Origin of the sequence: Asanoa ferruginea, assembly GCF_003387075.1 — a bacterium.
Classification (GTDB): domain Bacteria; phylum Actinomycetota; class Actinomycetes; order Mycobacteriales; family Micromonosporaceae; genus Asanoa; species Asanoa ferruginea.
In genome coordinates this window covers 8,093,625-8,113,845 of the sequence record NZ_QUMQ01000001.1, presented here as the reverse complement: position 1 = coordinate 8,113,845, position 20,221 = coordinate 8,093,625, and the positions used below count along the sequence as shown (strand labels likewise).

Here is a 20,221-nt window from a genome sequence, read left to right as displayed (position 1 = left end):
TCGCTTCGGGCAAACGTCAAGACCTTTGCCCTTTGAGGGCTGCCGGTCAGCTGTCGCAGGCGATCCCGTCGCCGTCCCGGTCGAGGTCGTAGATGTCGTCGCCGATGACCCGGACCGGACCCTGGACGTACGCCGGGCCGTTTCCGCTGCCGCCCGCACAGTCCACATCGGACGCGATCGGCACGCAACCACTGTAGTTCGGGTCGCACTTGCTGGCCGGCTTCGTGCCGACGGCCACGACCTGGGTCACCGGTGCCTTGGTGATCGTCGAGCTGACCTGCTTCTTCGCGGTCTGCTTCCCGTTGGTGAGGGTCACCTCGAAGGTAATGGTCCGGACTCCGGCGACGCCCTTGGTGCGCACCTTCTTCTTCCCCGAGGCCAGGCTGGAGTCCTTCACCGTCCGGGTCGAGAAGGCGATCCGCTGGGTCTCGCGGACCATCTTCTTCTCCACCACCGGTGCGGTGGTCGCCGGCGCCGTCGTCGGCTCGGCGGTCTCGGGGGCGGAGGTCTCCGGAGCGGCCGTGCCCAGGCCGGCCGGAACCGGCACCGCCAGGTCGACCGGCCGCGTCGCGGTCTGCTCGGGACTGCCGCACCCCGCGACGAACGCCACTGCCGCGATGACTGCCAGCAACCCGGACCGCGCTCCTCGATACGTCATCGTCGCAGTCTGCCCACGATCCACTCCGGAAACGACAAGCGGTCGTGCGGATTCTGACTCTCAACGACCACGCTCCGCGTCGGGTCGGCGCGGGCCGGCAGCCGATCGACGTGATCAACCTCGGACATCCGGACGTACGGCTGACAAGGCCTTCGGCCGATCCCACACGGGCGACGGGACGGGTGCGCGGCAGCGGTAGGTTTTGAGCATGACCGAGGAACTGTCGCGGCGACGGCCGCGCTCGGGACGGGCGCGCAAGCGGGCCATCCGGGCGCATGCCGCGCGTTCCGGTCTGCCCTACTCGATCGCGGCCCGCCAGGTCGCCGCCGGCCTGGGCGCCGGCGAAACGCCCGGCAGTCATGGCCGCACCGTCTATCCGATCGCCCTCGCCGGCCGCGGCTCCCTCGCCGGTCGCATCGCGCGACCGGCGGCGGAGCAACTCGACGACGCCCGGCTGGCCGCCCGCCTCCCGCTCGGGCGCGCGGCACACCTGGTCCTGCGATTCCCACCGGGCGCGGCCGACCACGGACCCTTTTATGCCGGCGAGGGCCGCGCGGACCTGCTCGCGATGCTCTACCTGGTAGCTGCCGGCGACGCACCCGAAGGGCGCGCGTGGGCGGCCGAGACCGGCCAGGAGACCGCGATCGACACCGTGTGCGGTGAACTGGACCGCGCCGCCCGACGCCTCCTCGACGGCGACTGGACGATCCTGTGGGACCGCATCGACGCGGCCGTGACCGCGAACCCGTTGCCCGGGCTCCGCGAGGCGTTCCGGGGCTTCGGCGACGAGGCCGGCGCGCCGTGGACCGGCGTACGCCAGGTGCTCGACGCCCTGCTCGTCGTCGCCGATGACGGTCACGCGCCGGGCACCCGGGTCCGCACGCCGGCGCAGACCGCCGAGGGGTCGATCGTCGGTGCCTGGTGGGCCGCCGACGGGCCGCCGATCGGCTATGACGTGTGGTTCGACGGCGCCCCCGGGCCGCGGCGGGTGCGGCCCGGCGACGTCGTCGTGCTGGCGGGGCAGGAGACCGGCTACCCGACCTGACCGACCGCGGGCTCGCCGACCCGGAACTCCAACTCGGCGTCGGGACAGTCGACCACCACCCGCTGACCCGGTCGCAGTTCCTCGAACAGGATCCGCTCCGACAGCGCGTCTTCGATCGAGGTCTGGATCGTCCGGCGCAGCGGCCGGGCCCCCCACGCGGGGTCGAACCCGAGCCGCACCAGGTGGGCCCGGGCCCGATCGGTCACCTCCAGCACCATGTCGCGGGCGGCCAACCGCTGCGCTACCTGGGCCAGCATCAGGTCGGCGATCGAGCCCAGCTCGACCTCGGTGAGGTGCCGGAACACCACGGTCTCGTCGAACCGGTTGAGCAACTCGGGCGGGAACTGTCGCCCCAGCTCGTCGCGTACCAACCGTTGAAGGTGCTCGTCGCCACCGAGCCCGATGTTGAAACCGACCGGCAGCGCGCGCGCCAGATCGCGGGCGCCCAGGTTGGTGGTCAGGATGATCACGGTGTTCCGGAAGTCGACCTTGCGGCCCTGCCCGTCGGTCAGCGCACCGTCCTCGAGCACCTGGAGCAGGGTGTGGAAGACGTCCGGATGCGCCTTCTCGACCTCGTCGAAGAGCACGACGGAGAACGGCCGGCGGCGCACCCGCTCGGTGAGCTGGCCGCCCTCGTCGTGGCCGACGTAGCCGGGCGGCGCGCCGACCAGCCGCGACACCGTGTGCCGGTCGTGGTATTCCGACATGTCGAGCTGGATGAGCGCGTCGTCGGTGCCGAAGAGGAACTCGGCCAGCGCCTTGCACAGGTCGGTCTTGCCCACCCCGGTGGGCCCGGCGAAGATGAACGACCCCGCGGGGCGGCGAGGATCCTTCAGACCCGCTCGGGTACGCCGGATCGCCCGCGCGACAGCGCCGACGGCTTCGTCCTGCCCCACGACGCGGCGGTGCAACTCGTCCTCCATCGTGGCCAGCCGCAGGCTCTCCGCCTCGGTCAACCGCCGCACCGGCACGCCGGTCCAGTCGGCCAGCACCTCGGCGATGTCGTCGGCGCCGACCTCGGTGCCGGCGGGCACCCCGCGCAGGTGCGTCCGCGCGCCGGCCTCGTCGATCAGGTCGATCGCCTTGTCGGGCAGGAACCGGTCGGCGACGTAGCGGTCGGCCAGCGTCGCGGCCGCGACCAGCGCGGCGTCGGTGAACACCACCCGGTGATGCGCCTCGTAGTGGTGGCGCAGCCCCTTGAGGATCTCGACCGTCTGCGGCACCGTCGGCTCACCCATCGCGACCGGCTGGAACCGGCGCTCGAGGGCGGCGTCCTTGGTCAGGATCCGCCGGTATTCGTCGTTGGTGGTGGCGCCGATGAGCTGCAGCTCGGGGCGCGCGAGCAGTGGCTTGAGGATCGACGCGGCGTCCAGCGCGCCCTCGGCGGCACCGGCGCCGACCATGGTGTGGATCTCGTCGACGAACAGGATGATGTCGCCGCGGCCGCGTACCTCCTTGAGCACCTTCTTGAGACGTTCTTCGAAGTCGCCCCGGTAGCGCGAACCGGCGACGAGTGCGCCCAGGTCGAGCGTGTAGAGCTGCTTGCGGCGCAACCGATCGGGCACCTCACCGGCGGCGATCCGTTGCGCCAGGCCCTCGACGGCCGCGGTCTTGCCGACGCCGGGCTCACCGAGCAGGACCGGGTTGTTCTTGGTGCGCCGGCAGAGCACCCGGATCACCCGCTCGATCTCGGTCTCCCGCCCGATCACCGGGTCGAGCCGGCCGTCCCGCGCGGCCTGGGTGAGGTTGGTGCCGAACTGGTCGAGCACGGCACTGCCGGCCGGCTCCGTGTCGTCGTCGGCGCCGCGCTTGGCGAGCACCTCGATCACGTGCCGGCGCACGGCCGCGGTGTCGGCGCCGAGGCCGGCCAGCACCTGGGCGCCGACCCCACCGCCGTCGCGGACGAGGCCGAGCAGGATGTGCTCGGGCCCGATATGGCCGTGCCCGAGCTGGAGCGCCTCGCGCAGGGCCAGCTCGAGCACCTGACGGGCCCGGGGGGTGAACGGCATGTGCCCCACCGCGGCCTTCCCGCCGGTGCCGACGACCTCTTCGACCTGCTGGCGTACGCCGGCCAGGGACAGCCCGAGCCCTTCCAGCGCCCGGGCGCCGACGTTTTCGCCTTCGTGGATGATGCCGAGCAGCAGATGCTCGGTGCCGATCGAGCCGTGGTTGAGGATCCTGGCTTCTTCCTGAGCCAGCACGACGACCCGGCGGGATCGGTCGGTGAACCGTTCGAACATGCCTTCACGCCCTCGCGAGGCCCCACGCACCTCAGTCCGGGGCACGGCGTGGCCGCGCGGAGCTGGGGCGCTGAGTCGAAGCCTCTTGGCCGCAACGGCGGTCGGCGTGGGCAACCGCACGAGGCGCGGGCAGGCGCACTACCCGCCTAGACGGTAACCCCGCCGCGCTCCGCCGCGCCCGTCGTGATCGTTCGCCTAGAGCGAACCCCGCGCCGCCGCCATCCGGTCGACCGCCGCTTCGAGGATCTCCGCACTGGTGCCGAAGTTGAGCCGGACGTGGCCGTCGCCGGCCGCACCGAACCGTGGGCCCGGCTCCAGGGCCACCCGGCCCTTCTCGAAGAACAGGTCGCGCGGTGCTGCGCCGGCGCCGATGGCCGAGCAGTCGAGCCAGGCCAGGAAGGTCGCTTCGGGCGGGGTCCAGGAGACCTCGGGGAGGCGCTCCGCCAGCAGCCGGCCGAGCAACGCCCGCCGGTCATCCAACGTCGCCAGCAAGCGGTCGAGCCAGCCGACTCCCTCGGTGTAGGCGGCCACGCTCGCCAGCACCCCGAAGTGGCCGACCCGCCACGGCGTGTCCGGCGGGAGGCGGTCGGTGACGGCGGCCATCGCCGGCGACGCGGTGACCAGCGTGGCGCACTTGAGCCCGGCCAGGTTCCACGCCTTGCTCGTCGACACCAGGCTCACCGCGATGGCGGCCGCGCCCGGGATGGTGAGGATCGGCGTGAACGTCGCACCGGGCGGCACCAGCGGCGCGTGGATCTCGTCACTGATCACCGGCACGCCGTACGCCGTGGCGAGGCGCACGATCTCGGTCAGCTCGTCGCGACTGTGCACCCGGCCGACCGGGTTGTGTGGATTGCAGAGCAGGAACGCGGCGGGATGCGTGGCGAACGCCCGCTCCAGGCCGGCCAGGTCGAGTCGCCCGTCGCGCAGCGGCACCTCGTGCACCCGGCCGCCCGCCTCCGGGATCCACCCGAAGAACGGCGGGTAGACCGGCGGGCAGATCACCACTGGGTCGGCGGGCCGCACCAGCACCCGCAGCAACTCGACGACGCCGACCCCGACGTCGGCGACGGCGGTCACCGCCGCCGGGTCGATCTCCCAGCCCCAGCGCTCGCCGGCGAACCCGACCAGCGCGTCGGCGAGTGTCGGAACCGGGGCCGGATAGCCGGTGTCGGACCGCTCGACCGCCGCGCGCAACGCCTCCTGGATGGGCGGCGCGAGGTCGAAGTCCATCTCGGCCACCGGAAGCGGCAGCACGTCGTGCGGATGGAAGCGCCACTTCGCGCTGCGGCGCTGGCGCAGTGTCTCGATCGGGGCCACCGGCAACAGGTCCATGTGACCCAGCCTGCCATCCGCGAGCCCGCCCCGGATCTCCCCGGGGCGGGCCGTCGCGGCGGTCAGCCGATGCGGTAGGAATACAGGTCGGTGTTGATCAGCGAGAAGCGCAGCTTGATCTGCTGCCCGGCGAGGGCCGCCAGCGTCTGGCCGCCCTTCCAGCGCACCTGCGCGTCCAACTGGTCGCCCTTGAGCGGGACCGAGGTGTAGCCGGGGATCGGGTTGCCGGCCGCGTCGAGCACGTCAACGGTCAGCGAGCCCTTGGCGCGTACCACCGCATTGACGTGCAGATTTTCGCCGCTGGTGACCAGCGGCTTGGTGGTGACGGTGCCCGGGTCACCGATGCCCGGCTGGGAGGCGTTGGTCAGCGAGACGAACCCGTCGCGGCGCCAGGTCGCCATGCCGACCCCGCTGGTGTAGGGCACCGACCCGGCGACCTGACCACCGTGGCCGGCGTTGAAGGCGCCGTAGTACATCGTGATCTTCTTGTCGTCGACCAGCACGTTCGACGCCGTGTAGAGCGCACCGTCGTCCCACGCGCCGGGCTGGCCGGGTTGGATGACCGGGTCGCGCACGGGCCGGCTCCAGTCGACCAGGTCACGCGACGACGCGACCTGCGGCAGCACCGGGCCGTCACCGGCCGACGACTGGGTGCCGTGCGTGAAGTTGGTGATCAGCAGGACCCAGGGAATGCCGATGTACGTGCTCTCGTAGGGCAGGACGGGCATGCCGTAGATCTGGCCCTCGAGCCCGTTGAGCGCCTGGGCCGCTCCGTCATCGGCGTAGTCGCCGGCGACACCGAGGATCGGCGTGCTCCAGGTGAGGAAGTCCGTGCTGGTGGAGACGAAGGCCGCCCGGTCGTAGACACCCGGCGTGCGCGAGGTGAACATCCGCTTCTTGATGGTGGCGATGTAGCGCTGCGACCTGGCGTCCCAGGCGACCTGGGAGACGTCGCCGTCGAGCAGCACCGGCGCGCTGCTGGCCTTGGTCCAGGTGTAGCCGTCGGGCGAGAAGTAGGCGTAGTAGCCGAGGGTCTGGTTGACCACACCGGTCTGGAACTGGAGCAACGAGAACCGCCGGTCGGCCGGCGCGGTCGGGTTGTAGGCGATCGTCCCGCCACCCGCGATGATCAGGTTGGTCCGCGAGGCCGGGATGTCCTTGTAGCCGACGTTGCCGCGACCCAGCGGCTTGGTCCACTTGACGCCGTCGCGACTCTCGGCGTAGCAGAGGAAGTAACCGGGGGAGACGTCGTTGTTGCAGTCGTACCACATGCGGTAGAGGTTGCCGATCTTGAATACCGACCCGTAGATGTAGCTGTTGCTCTCCCACGGGTAGGTGGCCCGGATGATCGGCTCAGGCCGCTTATCGGCCGCGTGCACCACCCGCCCGACGTCGCTGCTCGACTCGATCCGGTAGTCGTCGAGGAACAGTTCCCGCTCGGTGCCGAGGTGGGGGTCATAGGCGGCCGGCGCCCCGGTCAGGCTGACCTCGTCGAAGTAGGACCACCCGGCATCGGCACCGGTGATCCGCACGGTGACCTGGGCGGTGTTGGCGGGCGCGGTCCCGCTCACGGTGATGGTCTGCCAGTCGGCGCTGAAGGCGATGTCGGCCGCCTTGACGCCAAGCTCCGTGCGGTTGAAGTCGGTGAAGGCCATGGCCAGGCCCGCCGGGGTGCCGCTACGACCCTTGACCCTCGCTTTCAAGGTGTACGCGCGATCAGGCGCGGCCACCATCCGGTCGCTGGTCACGGTGACAGGTCTGCCCGCGGTCACGTTGACCTCGAGCGAGCCGGGGCCAGCGGTGCGGTAGGCCGAGAGGTTGACGACGTTGACGGCGGCCTCGTCACCCTCGACGCTCCAGCCGATCGGATGCCCGGCCGGATCACCGACGTCGAAGCCGGCGTTGGCCACCAGGTTGCCGTCCTGCGGCACCCCGGCGTCGGCGGGCGTCTGCCCAGCCGCGGCGGTCGGCACGGTGAGTGCCACCACGCCCATCAATCCAGCGAGAAACCCGGTCCGGACGCGTCTGCCGGTGACGGTGCGCCACCACTCTTTGTGAACCATGCCGACCTCCCGTGTGCCCACTTACGGAGATCAGCAGTCCACCTGGAACACCGTTCCATGTCAATGCCCGGTCTCATCGCGACCGTCCACTGTGGTGGTCATGCGTGGCGGAAGAGGTCTGCCTCGAATCGGTAGGCGTCGCCGCGATATTTGTTGTGGCCGATGAGGACGGGTGTGCCGTCAGCGGTGTAGGCGACCTCGTCGCCGACGAGGACGGGTGCTCCGGGGGTGATGCCCAGGAGTCGGGCCAGTTCGGCGTCGGCACTTTCGGCCATGAGGGTGTAGGTGCTGCGGTGGACTTCGATGCCGCAGTGCCGGCGCAGCGCGTCGTAGAGGGACGCGTCGGTGAGGTCGGCGGTGGCCAGGGCGGCGGCGCGGTTCTCGGGAAGAACGACCACGTCGAAGCAGACCGGCGTGCCGTCCATGCCGCGCAGGCGGTCGATCTCGATGACCGGGGCGGCCGGCGCGATGCGCAGCTTCGTGGCCTCGTCCATGCTGGCGGGCCGGCCCTCCTGGCGCATCACGCGCGCGGTCGGGCGCAGGCCTCGGGACCGGGCCATCTCCGTGAAGGACTGAAGTGTGCTGGGTGGCTCGCCCAGCACCTGCGTCGGGACGAACCAGCCGCGCTGCGCCGAGCGCTGCAAGGTGCCCTCGGACTCGAGACGGCTGAGCGCGAGGCGCAGCGTCGCCCGGCTGACCCCGAGCTGGACGGCGAGGTCGCGCTCGCCGGGCAGCCGGGAGCCGGGTGCGTAGCGGCCGACGACGAGGTCGCGCGTCAGCGATTCGTAAGCCTGTGTCGAGGCGGTCCCAGCCGTCACATAGAGCACAGTACCAGTTCTCTGTTCGGTTCGACCAGTAGCGATTTCTGGTTCAGCACTGGACTAACTGGTATAGCTGCGTTTAGTGTCTGGTCGAGCGTGGGCCACAAGGCGCGAGCACCCCCGTTCCACCTGCATGTGGCTCAGCGACACAACGGAGTGAAGATGAGAGCAATCGCAGCCAGGAGGACAGCTGCGGGAATAGCGGCCGGCATCGCGCTTTCCCTGGCAGTAGCGGCGTGCGCACCGGGCGGCGGCGGCGGCGCCACCGCGCAGGACACCCCGAGCGCCGTGTCCACCGACGTCGCCGGGGCCGGCGACGTGACACTCAAGCTCACCGACTTCTGGGGCGGGGCCGAGGGCGAGTGGATCAAGCAGCTGGTCGCCGACTTCGAGAAGAAGTACCCGAACGTCAAGATCCAGGAGACGACCGAGGACTGGGGGCAGCTCAACTCGACCCTCAACCTTCAACTCCAGGACGACAGCGGCCCCGACATCGCGACGGCCAACAACGGCTGGCAGTCGCTGGGCACGCTGGCCAAGGGCGGCCTGGTGCGCAACCTCGACGCGTACGCGAAGGCGTATGGCTGGGATCAGAAGGTCCCGAGCACGATCACGCGGCAGAACAAGTTCACCACCGACTTCAAGACGATGGGCTCGGGTTCCTGGTTCTCGACGCCGATGTCGCGTACGTCGCTGATCGGTCTGTACTACAACGCCGACAAGCTCAAGTCGCTCGGCCTCCAGCCGCCGAAGACCCTCGCCGACCTCGAGGCCGCTGCCGCGACGGCGAAGGCCAAGGGCGAGGTGCCCTTCGAGTACGGAAGCCTCGACAACTCGACGACCGTGCTCCTCGGGCTGCAGGCCCTGCTCGCCGACAAGAAGAAGCTCAACGACTACATCTATGACGACCCGTCGGTGAAGGCCGCCGATGTCGGGATGACCGAGGCCATCACGCTCACCAAGAAGTGGGCCGACGAGGGCTACTTCCCGCCGCACTTCGAGGGCATCGACTACCAGACGGCGGTCGCCAACTACGTCGGCGGCAAGGGGGTGTTCCGCTGGGAATACACGGGCTCGCTCGGCCTGAACGCGCAGCAGCAAGGGCACTTCGGCTATGTGCAGCTTCCGCAGCAGGCCGGCAGCGGGACGGTGGGCGTCGGCGCCGCACCGGGTGCCATGGTGATCTCCGCGAAGAGCAAGCACCCGGACGTCGCCGCGGCGTTCCTCGACTACATGATGTCGGCGGAGTCCGGCCAGGCGGCCGCCGACCGCGGCCTGGTCCCGGCGATGTCGCCGAACGTCAAGGTTCCGGCCGCGTCGCTGAGCCTGACCGGTGAGTCCGCGGGCGCCGCGACGCTCGACTCGAACGACGGCTACGTGCCCTACTTCGACTGGTCCAGCCCGACGATGCTCGACACCATCGGCCAGAACCTGCAACTCGTGTTCGGCGGCAAGATGACGCCGGACAAGTTCACCGCCGCCGTCGACAAGGACCGCGACACCTTCCTGGCAGGGCAGGGCTGACATGCCCGCCTCCGTCGACACCGTGACCGGCCCACCGGCTGCCACGGGCGACGCGCGCCCGGCCTCGGCCACCGCCGTCCGGCGCCGCTCCCTGCGGCGCCGGAGGCGGTGGATCGGCCTCGCGTTCGCCGCGCTCCCGCTGGCGATCTACGCACTCGTCGTGCTCGTGCCGCTGGGGCAGTCGGTTCAGTACTCCTTCTACAAGTGGGACGGGGTCAGCGCGCCGTCCTGGGCGGGGTTCGACAACTACCGGTCGTTCCTCACCGATCCGGTCCTGCGCTCGACCTTCGGGCACGTGCTGGTCCTCATCGGCTTCTTCGCGCTGCTGCCCATCGTGTTGGGCCTGCTGTCCGCGGCGCTGCTCACGCGGACGAAGCAGCCGGGCATGGCCGTCTACCGCTGGATCTTCTTCCTGCCGCAGGTGATGACGACCGTGGTCATCGCGCTCGTCTTCAAGCGGATCTACAGTCCGGACGGCCCGCTCAACCAGGCGCTGCGCGCCGTCGGGCTCGACTCGCTCGCGCGGACCTGGCTCGGCGACTTCACCTGGGCGTTGCCGGCGCTCGGCCTGGTCGGGACGTGGGTGACCTTCGGCTTCTGCATGGTGCTGTTCATCTCCGGCACGTCGGCCATCTCCCCGGAGCTCTACGAGGCGGCGCGGATGGACGGCGCCGGCCCGTTCCGTGAGTTCTTCGCGGTCACGCTGCCGGGCCTGCGCGGGCAGTTGGCCGTCGCGCTGACGCTGACGATCACCGCCGCCCTGCGTACGTTCGACCCTCGTCTGGATCACGACGCACGGCGGTCCGGGAACGTCGACCCTGACCCCCGCGGTGGCCCTCTACAAGGCCGCGTTCCAGAACCCGCAGGTCGGCCTCGCGGCGGCGATCGGTGTGGTGATGGCGCTGCTGTGCCTGGTCATCGCGATCGTCATCACCCGCATCTCGGAGAGGGACTGACCGTGGTCTCGAAGACTGAGCGCATCGTCAACTACGTCGTGCTGACGATCATGGCCGCCCTGGTGCTCGTGCCGGTCGGCACGTTCGTCGCCGCGGCCGTCAGCCCCGACCGGTCCGGCAAGCCCGTCGGGGTGGGCGACTTCCAGTGGGGAAACTTCGCCACCGCCTGGCGCGACGCCGACTTCGCGCGGGCCATGACGGTCTCGATCATCATCGCCGTGTGCGTGGTGGCGGGGCAGGTGCTGCTGGCCCTGCTCGGCGGGTATGCGTTCGGCGTGCTGGGCGTCGTGGGCGACAAGGTGCTCTTCCCGATCGTGCTGCTCGGCATGATGATTTCCCTCGAGGCGATCATCGTGCCGCTCTATTACCAGTTCCGTACGTTCGGCCTGACCAACACGTTGCCCGGCATCATCCTCATCCATCTCGGCATGGGTGTGCCGTTCGGCGTCTTCTGGATGCGTGCCGCGTTCCGCGCGCTGCCGCGCTCGGCGTTCGAGTCGGCCGAGTTGGACGGCGCCGGCGCGTTGCGCATGCTCCGGTCGATGGCCGCGCCGATGGCCAGGCCCGCCATCTACACGCTGATCCTGCTCAGTTTCATGTGGACCTGGAACGACTACTTCCTGTCCCTGGTGTTCCTGCACGGTTCGAACCAGACGGCGACCGTGGCGCTGGGCGTGTTCCAGGGCAGGTATGTCACCCAGATCAACCTGATGGCCGCCGGCGGCCTCATCGTCGCCGCCCCGGTTCTCATCCTTTACATCGCATTCCAGCGCAAGTTCATCTCCGGAATGCTCGCGGGCGCGATCAAGGAGTGACCGTGCCCGCAGCTTTGCCCCACCCGCAAGAGGAACCAGTGAAAGCCTTGTCTCTGCATCCCACTGTCCTGCCCGACGCCGACGCCGTCGGCGACGACGTCGCCGCGACGATCCTCGATCGCATCGCCGCGACCGATCGCGACCAGTTCCTGCTCGGCTGCCCCAGCGGCCGCACCGCGAAGCCGACCTACCAGGCCCTGGCCCGCCACGCCGCGCGCGGCGCGGACCTGTCGCGGCTGGTCATCGTGATGATGGACGAATACGTCGTGCCCGGCGCCGGCGGTGCCTTCGACCGCGTCGACCCGGAGCTGTCCTACTCGTGCGTCGGGTTCGCGCACCGGCGGATCCTCGGCCCGATCGCCGCGGCGTGTGCCCAGGCCGGCACGGTCGCGCCGACCGAGATCTGGACGCCCGATCCCGCCGACCCGGCGGCCTACGACGCGCGCATCGAGGCGGCCGGCGGGATCGACCTGTTCCTGCTCGCCAGCGGCGCCGGTGACGGACACATCGCGTTCAACCAGCCCGGCACACCCCGCGACGCACGCACGCACGTCACGCCGCTCGGTGAGGCGACGAGGCGCGACAACATGTCGACCTTTCCGGAGTTCACGCGCCTCGACATGGTGCCCACGCACGGCGTGACCGTCGGCGTCGACACGATCGCCGCGACCTCGCGTGAGGTGGTCATGATCATCTGCGGTGAGCACAAGCGTGCCGCGTACGCGCGCATCGCCGGCGCTGAGGCGTACGAACCGGACTGGCCGGCCACCGTGGTCGTCGAATGCAAGAACCCCACGCTCATCGCCGACCGCGCCGCCGCCGGTCGCTGAAAGGAACTGATTCACATGGCAGCCATCAAGCTCGTCTACATCGGCGGCGGATCGTCGCGCGGCGCGGGGACCATGGCGTCCATCCTGTCGCACGGCAAGGAGTTCGACGGCTCGGAGATCGTCATCCAGGACGTGAACCCGGAGCGTCTGCAAGCCGTGGAGACCATCGCCCGGAAGCTGGCTAAGGCGCAGGGCCTCGACATCACCATCTCCGCGACCACCGACCGGCGGGCCGCGCTGACCGACGCCGACGCCGTCCTCGCGAGCTTTCGCCCGGGCGACTTCGCCGCGCGGGCCCTCGACGAGCGCATCCCGCTCAAGCACGGCGTCATCGGCCAGGAGACGCAGGGACCGGGCGGGTTCTTCATGTCGCTGCGCTCGATCCACATCTACGAGGACATCATCCGCGACCTCGACGCGGTCGCGCCGAACGCGGTGATCTTCAACTACACCAACCCGGTGAACATCGTGTCGCAGGCGGTGACGCGGTTCACCGACCGCACGATCTGGTCGATGTGCGAGGGCCCGATCGTGTTCCCGAAGACCGTGCTGCGCGCCGCCGGCCTCGACCCCGACAAGGCCGACATCGTGATGGCCGGCGTCAACCACAACTGCTGGTCCTACGAGCACACCTACGAGGGCCAGGACCTGATGCCCCTGCTCGACCAGGCGTGGGAGGCACGCAAGGACGACCCGACGCTCAGCGTCCACGCCAAGCGGATGCTGCGCCTGACGACGACCATGCGCTCGGTGCCGGCCGACTACTTCCAGTACTACTACTTCCGCGAGGAGGTGCTGCGGGAGCTCCAGGGCGCCCGCACGACCCGCGCCGAAGACCTGCTCGCCGCGCTGCCGGGCTACTGGCAGCACTACGAGGAGCAGATGGCGGTCGACGTCCCGGAGCTGGACCCGGCCCGCTCCCGCGGCGGCATCCACGAACTCGAGCTCGCGATCGACGTGATGAGCGCCTACTACAACGACAAGAGCGCCCGGTTGCCCGTCAACCTTCCGAACGTCGGCGGCGCGCTGCCGGGGTTCGACGACGACGTCGTCGTCGAGGTGTGGTGCGAGGTCGACGGGCAGGGCGTCCGGCCGCTGCCCCAGAAGCCGCTCCCGCACGCCGTCCGCGGGCTCGTGCAGCAGCTCGCCGAGTTCCAGTACCTCGCCGCCGAGGCCGCGTGGAAGGGCAACCGGGCCGACGGGATCCGCGCGCTCGCGGCGAACCCGATGGTGCCCACGCTCGCGGTCGCCGAGGAGCTCTACGACGAGATGGCCTACGCCCACCGCGCCTACCTCCCGGAGCGGCTGCTCAAGTGAAGCGTGCCTACCTGGCGGTCGACGCCGGAAACTCCAAGACGGTCGCCCTCGTCACCGACGCCGAGGGCACCGTCCTGGGGCGCGGCCGCGGCGGAAACGGCGACATCTACGGCGCCGCGAGCGTTCCCGAGGCGATCTCGTCCGTGTTCGGCGCGGTTGACGCCGCCCTGGCCGACGCCGGGACCACGCCCGGCGACGTCGCGTCGGCGGCGTTCCGGATCGCCGGCGTCGACTACCCCGAGGACGCCGAGTTCTGGGACGGCCACGTCCGTGAACGGCTCGGCGACATGGGCCGCTGGAGCGTCAAGAACGACGCGTTCGCGTCCCTGCGGCTGCTCGACGGGTCGGGCGTCGCGGTGTCGATCGCCGTCGGCACCGGTCCCGCCGTCGCCGCCCGGGCGAAGGACGGCCGCGAGGAATGCTCCGGCTTCTTCGTGTTCGACCACCTCGGTGGCAGCGGACTCGGCAATTCCGCCCTCAAAGCGGTGTGCCAGGCCTGGATGGGCATCGGCCCGGCAACGGCCCTGACCGAAGAGCTGTGCACGTTGTACGGCGTCGCCGACGGCTGGGAGCTGCGCCACGCGTTCACGCGCAGGTTCGGCGCGCGACCGGCGACGGACCTGTGGCGGGCCGCCCGGCTCGTGCTCGCCGCGGCCGACGCGGGCGACGCGGTCGCTCGCGACATCGTCGACACCCAGGCGGCAGCCTTCGCGCGGTATGCCCAGTGGTGCGCCACCCGGGTCGGCGTCGACCTGGCGTCCGGCGAGCTGCCGGTGCTGCTCAACGGTTCGGTCGCCACGTCGGAGCACCCGGCGATGCGCGCCGCGCTCACCGCCGAGCTGGGCCGGATCGCGCCGGCCGCGCGCGTGGTGGTCGCCGACGCCTCACCGCTGAGCGGAGTCGTGCTCGACGCGCTGGCCGAAGGCGGCACCGTCATCGGCCCGGACCTGCTCACCCGCGTACGCGACGCCCACCCCCACGACTTCCTCAGCACCTGATTTGTCTCTAAGGAAACCCGATGACCACTGCCCCGTTCGACGTCGACGCCGTGCTCGCCACCCTGACCCTGGAGGAGAAGGCATCGCTGCTCTCGGGCCACGATGACTGGTACACCGAGACGATCGACCGTGTCGGCCTCCCCGCGATCGAGGTCGGCGACGGCCCGCACGGGCTGCGCAAGGAGACCGGCATCGACATGGTCTGGGTGCCCGCCACGGGCTTCCCGACCGCGTCCGCGATGGGCGCCTCCTGGGATCGCGACCTGACCCGGCGGGTGGCGGCGGCGATCGGGGAGGAGGCTCGGGCGCAGGGCGTGCAGGTCGTGCTCGGCCCGGGCGTCAACATGAAGCGGTCACCGTTGTGCGGGCGCAACTTCGAATACTTCTCCGAGGACGCGCTGCTGTCCGGCGAGCTCGGTGCCGCGTATGTCGAGGGCGTGCAGTCGGTCGGTGTCGGAGCGTCCCTCAAGCACTTCGCCGCCAACAACCAGGAGATCGAGCGGACCCGCATCTCGGTCGAGGCCGACGAGCGCACGCTGCGCGAGACCTACCTCGCCGCGTTCGAACGCGTCGTGACGACCGCGGATCCCTGGACGGTGATGTGCTCCTACAACCGCCTGCACGGTGTGCACGCATCCGAGAACCGGTGGCTGCTCAACGACGTGCTGCGCGACGACTGGAAATACGACGGGCTCGTCGTCTCCGACTGGAACGCCGTCCACCACCGCGTACGCGCGCTGGCGGCGGGGCTCGACCTCGAGATGCCCGGCACCGGCGGGGTGACCGACGCGGAGGTCGTGGCCGCCGTCCGGTCCGGTGAGCTCGACGAGAGCGTCGTCGACGCCGCGGCCCGCCGCGTCCTGCGCCTGGTCGCCCGCGCCTACCCGGGCCCCGACCGGGTGAACGGGCCGATCATGGACCTGGGCGTGCGGCCCGGGGATCGACTGTCCGGCGAGCAGCTCGCCCTCCTGCACGCCGACCAGCACCACGAGCTCGCGCGGGAAGCCGCCGCCGGTGCGGTGACGCTGCTGCGCAACGAGACCGGCCCTGGCGGTTCCGCCCCCCTGCCGCTCGAGTCCGGCCGCCGCGTCGCGGTGATCGGCGCGTTCGCCGCGCACGCCCGGATCCAGGGCGGCGGTTCGTCGGGGGTCGACCCGACGCGCGTCGACAACGCACTCGACCTGCTGAACGACGAGTTCGGCGACCGGCTCGGCTACGCGCCCGGATACGTCCACGCGCCCAAGAACGCCTACCAGGACGACATCGGCGCCTATCTGGCCGCACACGACGCGCCGTTCGTCGACGACGGCCGGGGACCGGCGCGCCGGTCGGCCGCACTCGCCGAAGCGCTGCGGATGGCCGCCGCCGCCGAGGTGGTCGCCGCCGGGCCGCTCTCGGCGCAGGCCCGCCGGCTCATCGACGAGGCCGTCGTCGCCGCTTCGGACGCCGACGTCATCGTCGTGTTCGCCGGCCTGCCGCTCGCGTTCGAGCAGGAGGCCGACGACCGCACGACGCTCGCGCTCCCCACCGATCAGGTCGCGCTCATCGGGAAGCTGGCCGATCTTCGCGAACGAACCGGCGCCGCACTCGTCGTGGTGCTGTCCAACGGGTCGGCCGTGACCATGGATCCGTGGCACGACCGGGTCGACGCGATCGTCGAGGCGTGGCTGCCCGGGCAGGCCGGAGCCGGCGCCGTCGTCGACGTCCTGTTGGGCCGCGTCAACCCCTCCGGAAAGGTCGCCGAGACGTTCCCCCTGGTGGTCGAGGACGCTCCCGGTTACGTGACCTGGACCGGCGAACGCGGCACCGTGCTCTACGGCGAAGGGGTGTTCATCGGATACCGCTGGTATGACGCGCTCCGTCGCGCGGTGCGTTATCCGTTCGGACACGGCCTGTCCTACACGACCTTCACCTACGCGGACCTCGACGTCGACATCGCCGATGCCGCCGCCGGTGCCGTCCGCGTCTCGTGCACCGTCACCAACACCGGTGCGGTCGCCGGCCGCGAGGTTGTGCAGCTCTACGTCGGGGATCCTGACGCCGCGGTCCGCCGACCCGTCCGCGAGCTCCGTGGCTTCGAGAAGGTGGCGCTCGCACCGGGCGAGAGCGCCCGGGTCGGCTTCGATCTCGACAGTCGCGATTTCGCGTACTGGGACGTCGCGGCCGACCGTGGCGACGGCCGGTTCGGCGCCTGGCGCCGGGAAGGCGGCGAGTTCGTCATCGAGGTGGGCGCGTCGTCGCGCGACATCCGCGTGAGCACGAGCATCGACCTGCCCGACGATCCCGCCCTCGCGCCCCTAGTCCCCGACGAGGATCTGCTCAAGCTCGACGCGTCGCGTTTCACCCAGGGCTACCGCGCCTAAGGCCGCAACCAGCGGGGGCCGTGCACGGTCGCGCCCAGGGCGGCCACCCGGCCGCGTAGTTCGCGGTCGGCGGTGACCACCACGACCGGCCGGTCCTGGCCGCGATCGCGGACCACGTCGACGATCGCGTCGTCTCCCGAGCCCGGGGCGGAGACCACCTCGACCCCGGGCACCGGGCCGACCCCGCCGGCCCGGCCCTCGACGACGAGCACCACCTCGACCGGCGGCGGAAGGTCGCCGATCGGATGCCCGGCGGCGACCGCGGCGGCCAGGTCGTCGCGGATGCGGGTCGCCGCGGCCGCACGGTCGCGCCACCAGCCGTCGGGCCGGGAGCCCATCACGTTGGCGACGTCGACCACCACCAGCGGCGCGACCTCAGGGCTCCTCGTCGATGCTGGGCGTGCTCAGGCCGAACGCGTCCAGGGCGTCCTGCCGCTCGGCGCGGACCTCTTCCTCGCGGGCGAGCAGCGCGGCGAACTCGATGATGTGCTGCGGCTCCGGAAGCTCGGGCACCCGGCGCAGGAACGCTTCGATCTCGCGGGACGCCTCGGTGTGCGCGGCGGCGGCGCGGCGCGCGTTCTCGTGGTCGCTCATGATTCGCAACCTACCCCGCCCGCCGCGGATGATCGCGGCGGACGGGGCGGTGTTGCGGTGAACTACGGGTTCGAGTAGCCCAGCGAGTAGCTGCCGGAGCCGCTGTAGGCGTGCACCTGGTAGCGGTAGTAGCCGGCCGTGCCGTTGTAGGAGACCGTCTCGTCGGCCGCCGCCGTGCTGCCCTCGGCCACCGTCGCCCAGGCCGAGCCATTCCACTTCTGGAGGTAGAGGTCGAAGTCCGTGCCGGTCGGGCCGTCCAGGCAGGCGCGGTGCGTGCCCGACAGCGACGAGTAGTAGTAGCTGCCGTTCGGCTGGTAGACGGCGCCGCCGGAGGAGAGCGAGCCGCTGACGGTGAACTCGTAGCCGGTGCACCCGGTCGGCGGCGGGTTGCCGCCACCACCGGAGGTGCGCAGCGTCAGGCCGTACGCCGAGAGGATCTCGTTGACCGGCTGGAAGTAGGTGGTGCCGCCGCTGCTGCAGTTGCCGGACCCACCGGAGGTGACGCCCTGGCCCTGCTGGCCGCTCATCCAGCCGCCGCCCGAGTCGCCGGGCTCGGCACACACGTTGGTGCGGGTCAGGCCGCTGACCGAACCCTGCGAGTAGTTGACCGTCTGGTTCTTGGCGCCGACCGTGCCGCAGTGCCAGCCGGTGGTGGAACCGGAGCGGCAGATCGCCGCGCCGACGGCCGCTTCGGTGGAGCCGGCCACGGTCACGTTGCCGCCGCTGTAGTTGTTGACCCACGGCTGCGGGGTCCAGTTGCTGTTGACCGACACCCACGCGTAGTCGTTGCCGGGGAACGAGGAGCCCTGGAACGTACCCATGGCGACCTGGTTGTAGCCCTGTGCCGCGGTGCCCGGCGTGCCACAGTGGCCGGCGGTGACGAAGCCGCCGTTGACCGACAGGCCGACTGAGCAGCGCCCGCCGCCCATGTAGTAGGCGTCGCCGCCGCGGACGTCGTAGAGCGGGCGCGGCGCCTCGGTCGAGGCGACGATCGCGACCGCGGCAGCGTCGACACCACTGGAGCGCACGAGCCGTTGCGCCGCCGCGGTGCCGCCGCGCGCCAGCACGACGACCTTGTTGGTGGTGACGTCGACATACCAGCCGGCGACGCTGGCAGCCGGCGCGCCGGTCCGGTCGAGCTTGGTCTTGAGAGCGTCGAGCGACGCCTCACTACGGCCGACCACCTTCGCGGTGGCGCCGGCCGCGGTGACCTCGCCGGCCCGGGCCGACGACGTCACGTTGACCACGAACGTCCCGGACGGGGTGAGGTAGGCGCCGCCGAACGCGCCGCCGAGCGACTTGCGCAGCCGGGCTTCGGTGCGGCTGGCCGCGTCGTCCTTGGCGATCCGGACCCGGGCCTGGTCGGCGGTGAGGCCGAGGTCGCGCTGCAGCGCGGCGAGCATGGCCGGCGAGGCGGCCTCGGCGGGCGCCGGCGCGGGTGCCGGTGCCGGTTTCGCCATGGCCGGTGCGGCCAGGGCTACGGTGATGCCGGCCGGCAGCAGGGTGGCTGCGGCGAGGCCGGCGAGAAGACGGTTCACGGTGCACTCCTCGGGGGCGTAAGGGAGCGTGGAAAGCACCGTCAACGTAGCTACGGAAAATCGATGTCGGTATATACCACCTGGCTCATACCGCCGGCTCGAACTCCGGGTTGACCTGCGCGCCGAAGCCCGGGTGGGTGGCCAGCCACGACCGGTAGGGGGCGTTGCGGTCGAGGATGTCGGCGTAGCCGAGGGCCGCGTGTTTGATCACCCGGTCGGCGAACTGGCCCGCCTGCGACTCGGGGTGCCAGCCCAGCAGCAGCCGCCAGCGCAGCGGCGAGCCCTTGATCGGCCGGCTGGCCAGCCCCGGCACGGGGCGGAAGGTGGCCTGGCACAGGGCGATCGCCTCGCCGGCCTCGACCAGGTCGATGCTGCCGCGCACGTCGGTCTCGTACATCTTGCGGGGGGTGAATCCGGAGCGCGCGCAGGCGGCCGCGAAGCAGTCGCCGAAGCAGCCGTCGCCGGGCGCCGCCACCCAGCGCTCTTCGGCCAGGTCGGCGAGGTCGACCTCGTCGGCGGTGGCCTGGGCGTGCCCCTCGGGCAGCAGCACCCACACGGGGTCGATCGCGATCGCGAGCCAGGCCAGCCCGAGCTCGGCGCTGGGCACCGCGTCGCCGCAGACGCCGGAGAGCGCGAAGTCCAACCGTCCGGAAAGGATCATCCGGGCCAGCTCGTCGACCGACCAGCTCACGTAGGTGCTGATCTGCGAGGTCGGCTGGTCGGCGGTGAGCCGGTGCACGAGGCGGCCCAGGATCGGGCTGTTGACGCCGCCGAGCCGGTAGCGGCTCATCGCCATGTCGCCGCCGGCCAGCCGGGCCGCCTCGTCCTGGAGGCCCTTCATCGCCGGGAGCAGCACCCGGGCGCGGTCGAGCACCAACTCGCCGAGCGCGGTCGGCCGGGCGCCGCGCCGGTCGCGCTCGAACAGCGGGCCGCCGAGGGCGCGCTCGATCCGCTGGAGTTGGGCGGTAAGTGCCGGTTGGGCGAGGCCGAGCATGGAGGCGGCCTTGGTCACGCTGCCGGTCTCCGCGATGGCGGTAACCACCCTGAGGTGCCGCAGCTCCAGGTTCATAGCGTGACCGTATGACTCCGGAAGGATCCATCGGAAGACCTTGATATGTCCTTTC

The 20,221-nt window shown here is 71.1% G+C and carries 16 protein-coding genes; 7 read left to right on the top strand and 9 right to left on the bottom strand.

The window, feature by feature from the left end; genetic code table 11:
* Positions 1-46 precede the first annotated feature (46 nt).
* Positions 47-658 (bottom strand): G5 domain-containing protein, encoded by a 612-nt coding sequence (locus tag DFJ67_RS43510; protein WP_203784050.1) that lies wholly within the window; start codon positions 656-658, stop codon positions 47-49.
* A 208-nt stretch (positions 659-866) separates the two neighbouring features.
* Between DFJ67_RS43510 and DFJ67_RS37845 the strand changes: the two genes are divergently transcribed.
* Positions 867-1,703, top strand: coding sequence for a hypothetical protein (locus DFJ67_RS37845; protein WP_116073893.1), 837 nt, complete (start codon positions 867-869; stop codon positions 1,701-1,703).
* On the opposite strand, the gene DFJ67_RS37840 is transcribed toward DFJ67_RS37845, so the two are convergent.
* From DFJ67_RS37840 to DFJ67_RS37825, 4 genes are all read right to left on the bottom strand, one after another.
* The gene (locus tag DFJ67_RS37840; protein ID WP_116073891.1) at positions 1,691-3,943 is read right to left on the bottom strand and encodes an ATP-dependent Clp protease ATP-binding subunit; all 2,253 of its coding nucleotides are present in this window, start codon (positions 3,941-3,943) and stop codon (positions 1,691-1,693) included. The two genes, DFJ67_RS37845 and DFJ67_RS37840, sit on opposite strands and share 13 nt — an antisense overlap.
* A gap of 195 nt (positions 3,944-4,138) precedes the next feature.
* Positions 4,139-5,278 (bottom strand): MalY/PatB family protein, encoded by a 1,140-nt coding sequence (locus DFJ67_RS37835; RefSeq protein ID WP_116073889.1) that lies wholly within the window; start codon positions 5,276-5,278, stop codon positions 4,139-4,141.
* A 62-nt stretch (positions 5,279-5,340) separates the two neighbouring features.
* Positions 5,341-7,341 (bottom strand): glycoside hydrolase family protein, encoded by a 2,001-nt coding sequence (locus DFJ67_RS37830; protein ID WP_147315769.1) that lies wholly within the window; start codon positions 7,339-7,341, stop codon positions 5,341-5,343.
* A 98-nt stretch (positions 7,342-7,439) separates the two neighbouring features.
* Complete coding sequence (locus DFJ67_RS37825) at positions 7,440-8,159, bottom strand: GntR family transcriptional regulator (protein WP_116077124.1); 720 nt, start codon at positions 8,157-8,159, stop codon at positions 7,440-7,442.
* Between the two features lie 165 nt (positions 8,160-8,324).
* Here DFJ67_RS37825 and DFJ67_RS37820 point away from each other — a divergent pair, with 165 nt between their 5' ends.
* From DFJ67_RS37820 to DFJ67_RS37790, 6 genes are read left to right on the top strand one after another with little or no spacing between them, the layout of a single operon-like run.
* Entirely contained in the window at positions 8,325-9,686 is a 1,362-nt protein-coding gene (locus DFJ67_RS37820; RefSeq protein WP_147315768.1) for an ABC transporter substrate-binding protein, read from the top strand.
* A 1-nt stretch (position 9,687) separates the two neighbouring features.
* The gene (locus tag DFJ67_RS43505; RefSeq protein ID WP_211333984.1) at positions 9,688-11,457 is read left to right on the top strand and encodes an ABC transporter permease; all 1,770 of its coding nucleotides are present in this window, start codon (positions 9,688-9,690) and stop codon (positions 11,455-11,457) included.
* Between the two features lie 38 nt (positions 11,458-11,495).
* Positions 11,496-12,287: a 6-phosphogluconolactonase gene (locus DFJ67_RS37805; RefSeq protein WP_203784047.1), complete on the top strand. Its 792-nt coding sequence runs from the start codon at positions 11,496-11,498 to the stop codon at positions 12,285-12,287.
* Between the two features lie 15 nt (positions 12,288-12,302).
* The gene (locus DFJ67_RS37800; protein WP_116073881.1) at positions 12,303-13,604 is read left to right on the top strand and encodes a family 4 glycosyl hydrolase; all 1,302 of its coding nucleotides are present in this window, start codon (positions 12,303-12,305) and stop codon (positions 13,602-13,604) included.
* Entirely contained in the window at positions 13,601-14,602 is a 1,002-nt protein-coding gene (locus DFJ67_RS37795) for a BadF/BadG/BcrA/BcrD ATPase family protein (RefSeq protein ID WP_116073879.1), read from the top strand. Before DFJ67_RS37800 ends, DFJ67_RS37795 begins: the two co-directional genes overlap by 4 nt.
* Before the next feature lie 20 nt (positions 14,603-14,622).
* Positions 14,623-16,965, top strand: coding sequence for a beta-glucosidase family protein (locus DFJ67_RS37790; RefSeq protein WP_116073877.1), 2,343 nt, complete (start codon positions 14,623-14,625; stop codon positions 16,963-16,965).
* Here the strand turns inward: DFJ67_RS37790 and DFJ67_RS37785 are convergent.
* The 4 genes from DFJ67_RS37785 to DFJ67_RS37770 all read right to left on the bottom strand — a co-directional run bounded on the left by DFJ67_RS37785 (position 16,962) and on the right by DFJ67_RS37770 (position 20,166).
* Positions 16,962-17,303: a PIN domain-containing protein gene (locus DFJ67_RS37785; RefSeq protein WP_116077121.1), complete on the bottom strand. Its 342-nt coding sequence runs from the start codon at positions 17,301-17,303 to the stop codon at positions 16,962-16,964. The two genes, DFJ67_RS37790 and DFJ67_RS37785, sit on opposite strands and share 4 nt — an antisense overlap.
* A 37-nt stretch (positions 17,304-17,340) precedes the next feature.
* A complete protein-coding gene (locus DFJ67_RS37780; protein WP_116073875.1) occupies positions 17,341-17,559 on the bottom strand; it encodes a hypothetical protein in 219 nt (72 codons plus the stop codon).
* A gap of 62 nt (positions 17,560-17,621) precedes the next feature.
* A complete protein-coding gene (locus DFJ67_RS37775; protein ID WP_239097459.1) occupies positions 17,622-19,097 on the bottom strand; it encodes a S1 family peptidase in 1,476 nt (491 codons plus the stop codon).
* Between the two features lie 85 nt (positions 19,098-19,182).
* Positions 19,183-20,166, bottom strand: a complete 984-nt coding sequence (locus DFJ67_RS37770) for a LysR family transcriptional regulator (RefSeq protein ID WP_116073873.1) — start codon at positions 20,164-20,166, stop codon at positions 19,183-19,185.
* Positions 20,167-20,221: the final 55 nt, after the last annotated feature.

Excerpts from the sequence above, each read along its gene's own strand:
- DFJ67_RS43505 (WP_211333984.1), top strand. The coding sequence starts at position 9,688 with ATGCCCGCCTCCGTCGACACCGTGACCGGCCCACCGGCTGCCACGGGC.
- DFJ67_RS37845 (WP_116073893.1), top strand. The coding sequence starts at position 867 with ATGACCGAGGAACTGTCGCGGCGACGGCCGCGCTCGGGACGGGCGCGC.
- DFJ67_RS37770 (WP_116073873.1), bottom strand. The coding sequence starts at position 20,166 with ATGAACCTGGAGCTGCGGCACCTCAGGGTGGTTACCGCCATCGCGGAG.
- DFJ67_RS37830 (WP_147315769.1), bottom strand. The coding sequence starts at position 7,341 with ATGGTTCACAAAGAGTGGTGGCGCACCGTCACCGGCAGACGCGTCCGG.
- DFJ67_RS37780 (WP_116073875.1), bottom strand. The coding sequence starts at position 17,559 with ATGAGCGACCACGAGAACGCGCGCCGCGCCGCCGCCGCGCACACCGAG.
- DFJ67_RS37785 (WP_116077121.1), bottom strand. The coding sequence starts at position 17,303 with ATGGGCTCCCGGCCCGACGGCTGGTGGCGCGACCGTGCGGCCGCGGCG.
- DFJ67_RS37835 (WP_116073889.1), bottom strand. The coding sequence starts at position 5,278 with ATGGACCTGTTGCCGGTGGCCCCGATCGAGACACTGCGCCAGCGCCGC.
- DFJ67_RS37800 (WP_116073881.1), top strand. The coding sequence starts at position 12,303 with ATGGCAGCCATCAAGCTCGTCTACATCGGCGGCGGATCGTCGCGCGGC.
- DFJ67_RS43510 (WP_203784050.1), bottom strand. The coding sequence starts at position 658 with ATGACGTATCGAGGAGCGCGGTCCGGGTTGCTGGCAGTCATCGCGGCA.
- DFJ67_RS37840 (WP_116073891.1), bottom strand. The coding sequence starts at position 3,943 with ATGTTCGAACGGTTCACCGACCGATCCCGCCGGGTCGTCGTGCTGGCT.
- DFJ67_RS37820 (WP_147315768.1), top strand. The coding sequence starts at position 8,325 with ATGAGAGCAATCGCAGCCAGGAGGACAGCTGCGGGAATAGCGGCCGGC.
- DFJ67_RS37790 (WP_116073877.1), top strand. The coding sequence starts at position 14,623 with ATGACCACTGCCCCGTTCGACGTCGACGCCGTGCTCGCCACCCTGACC.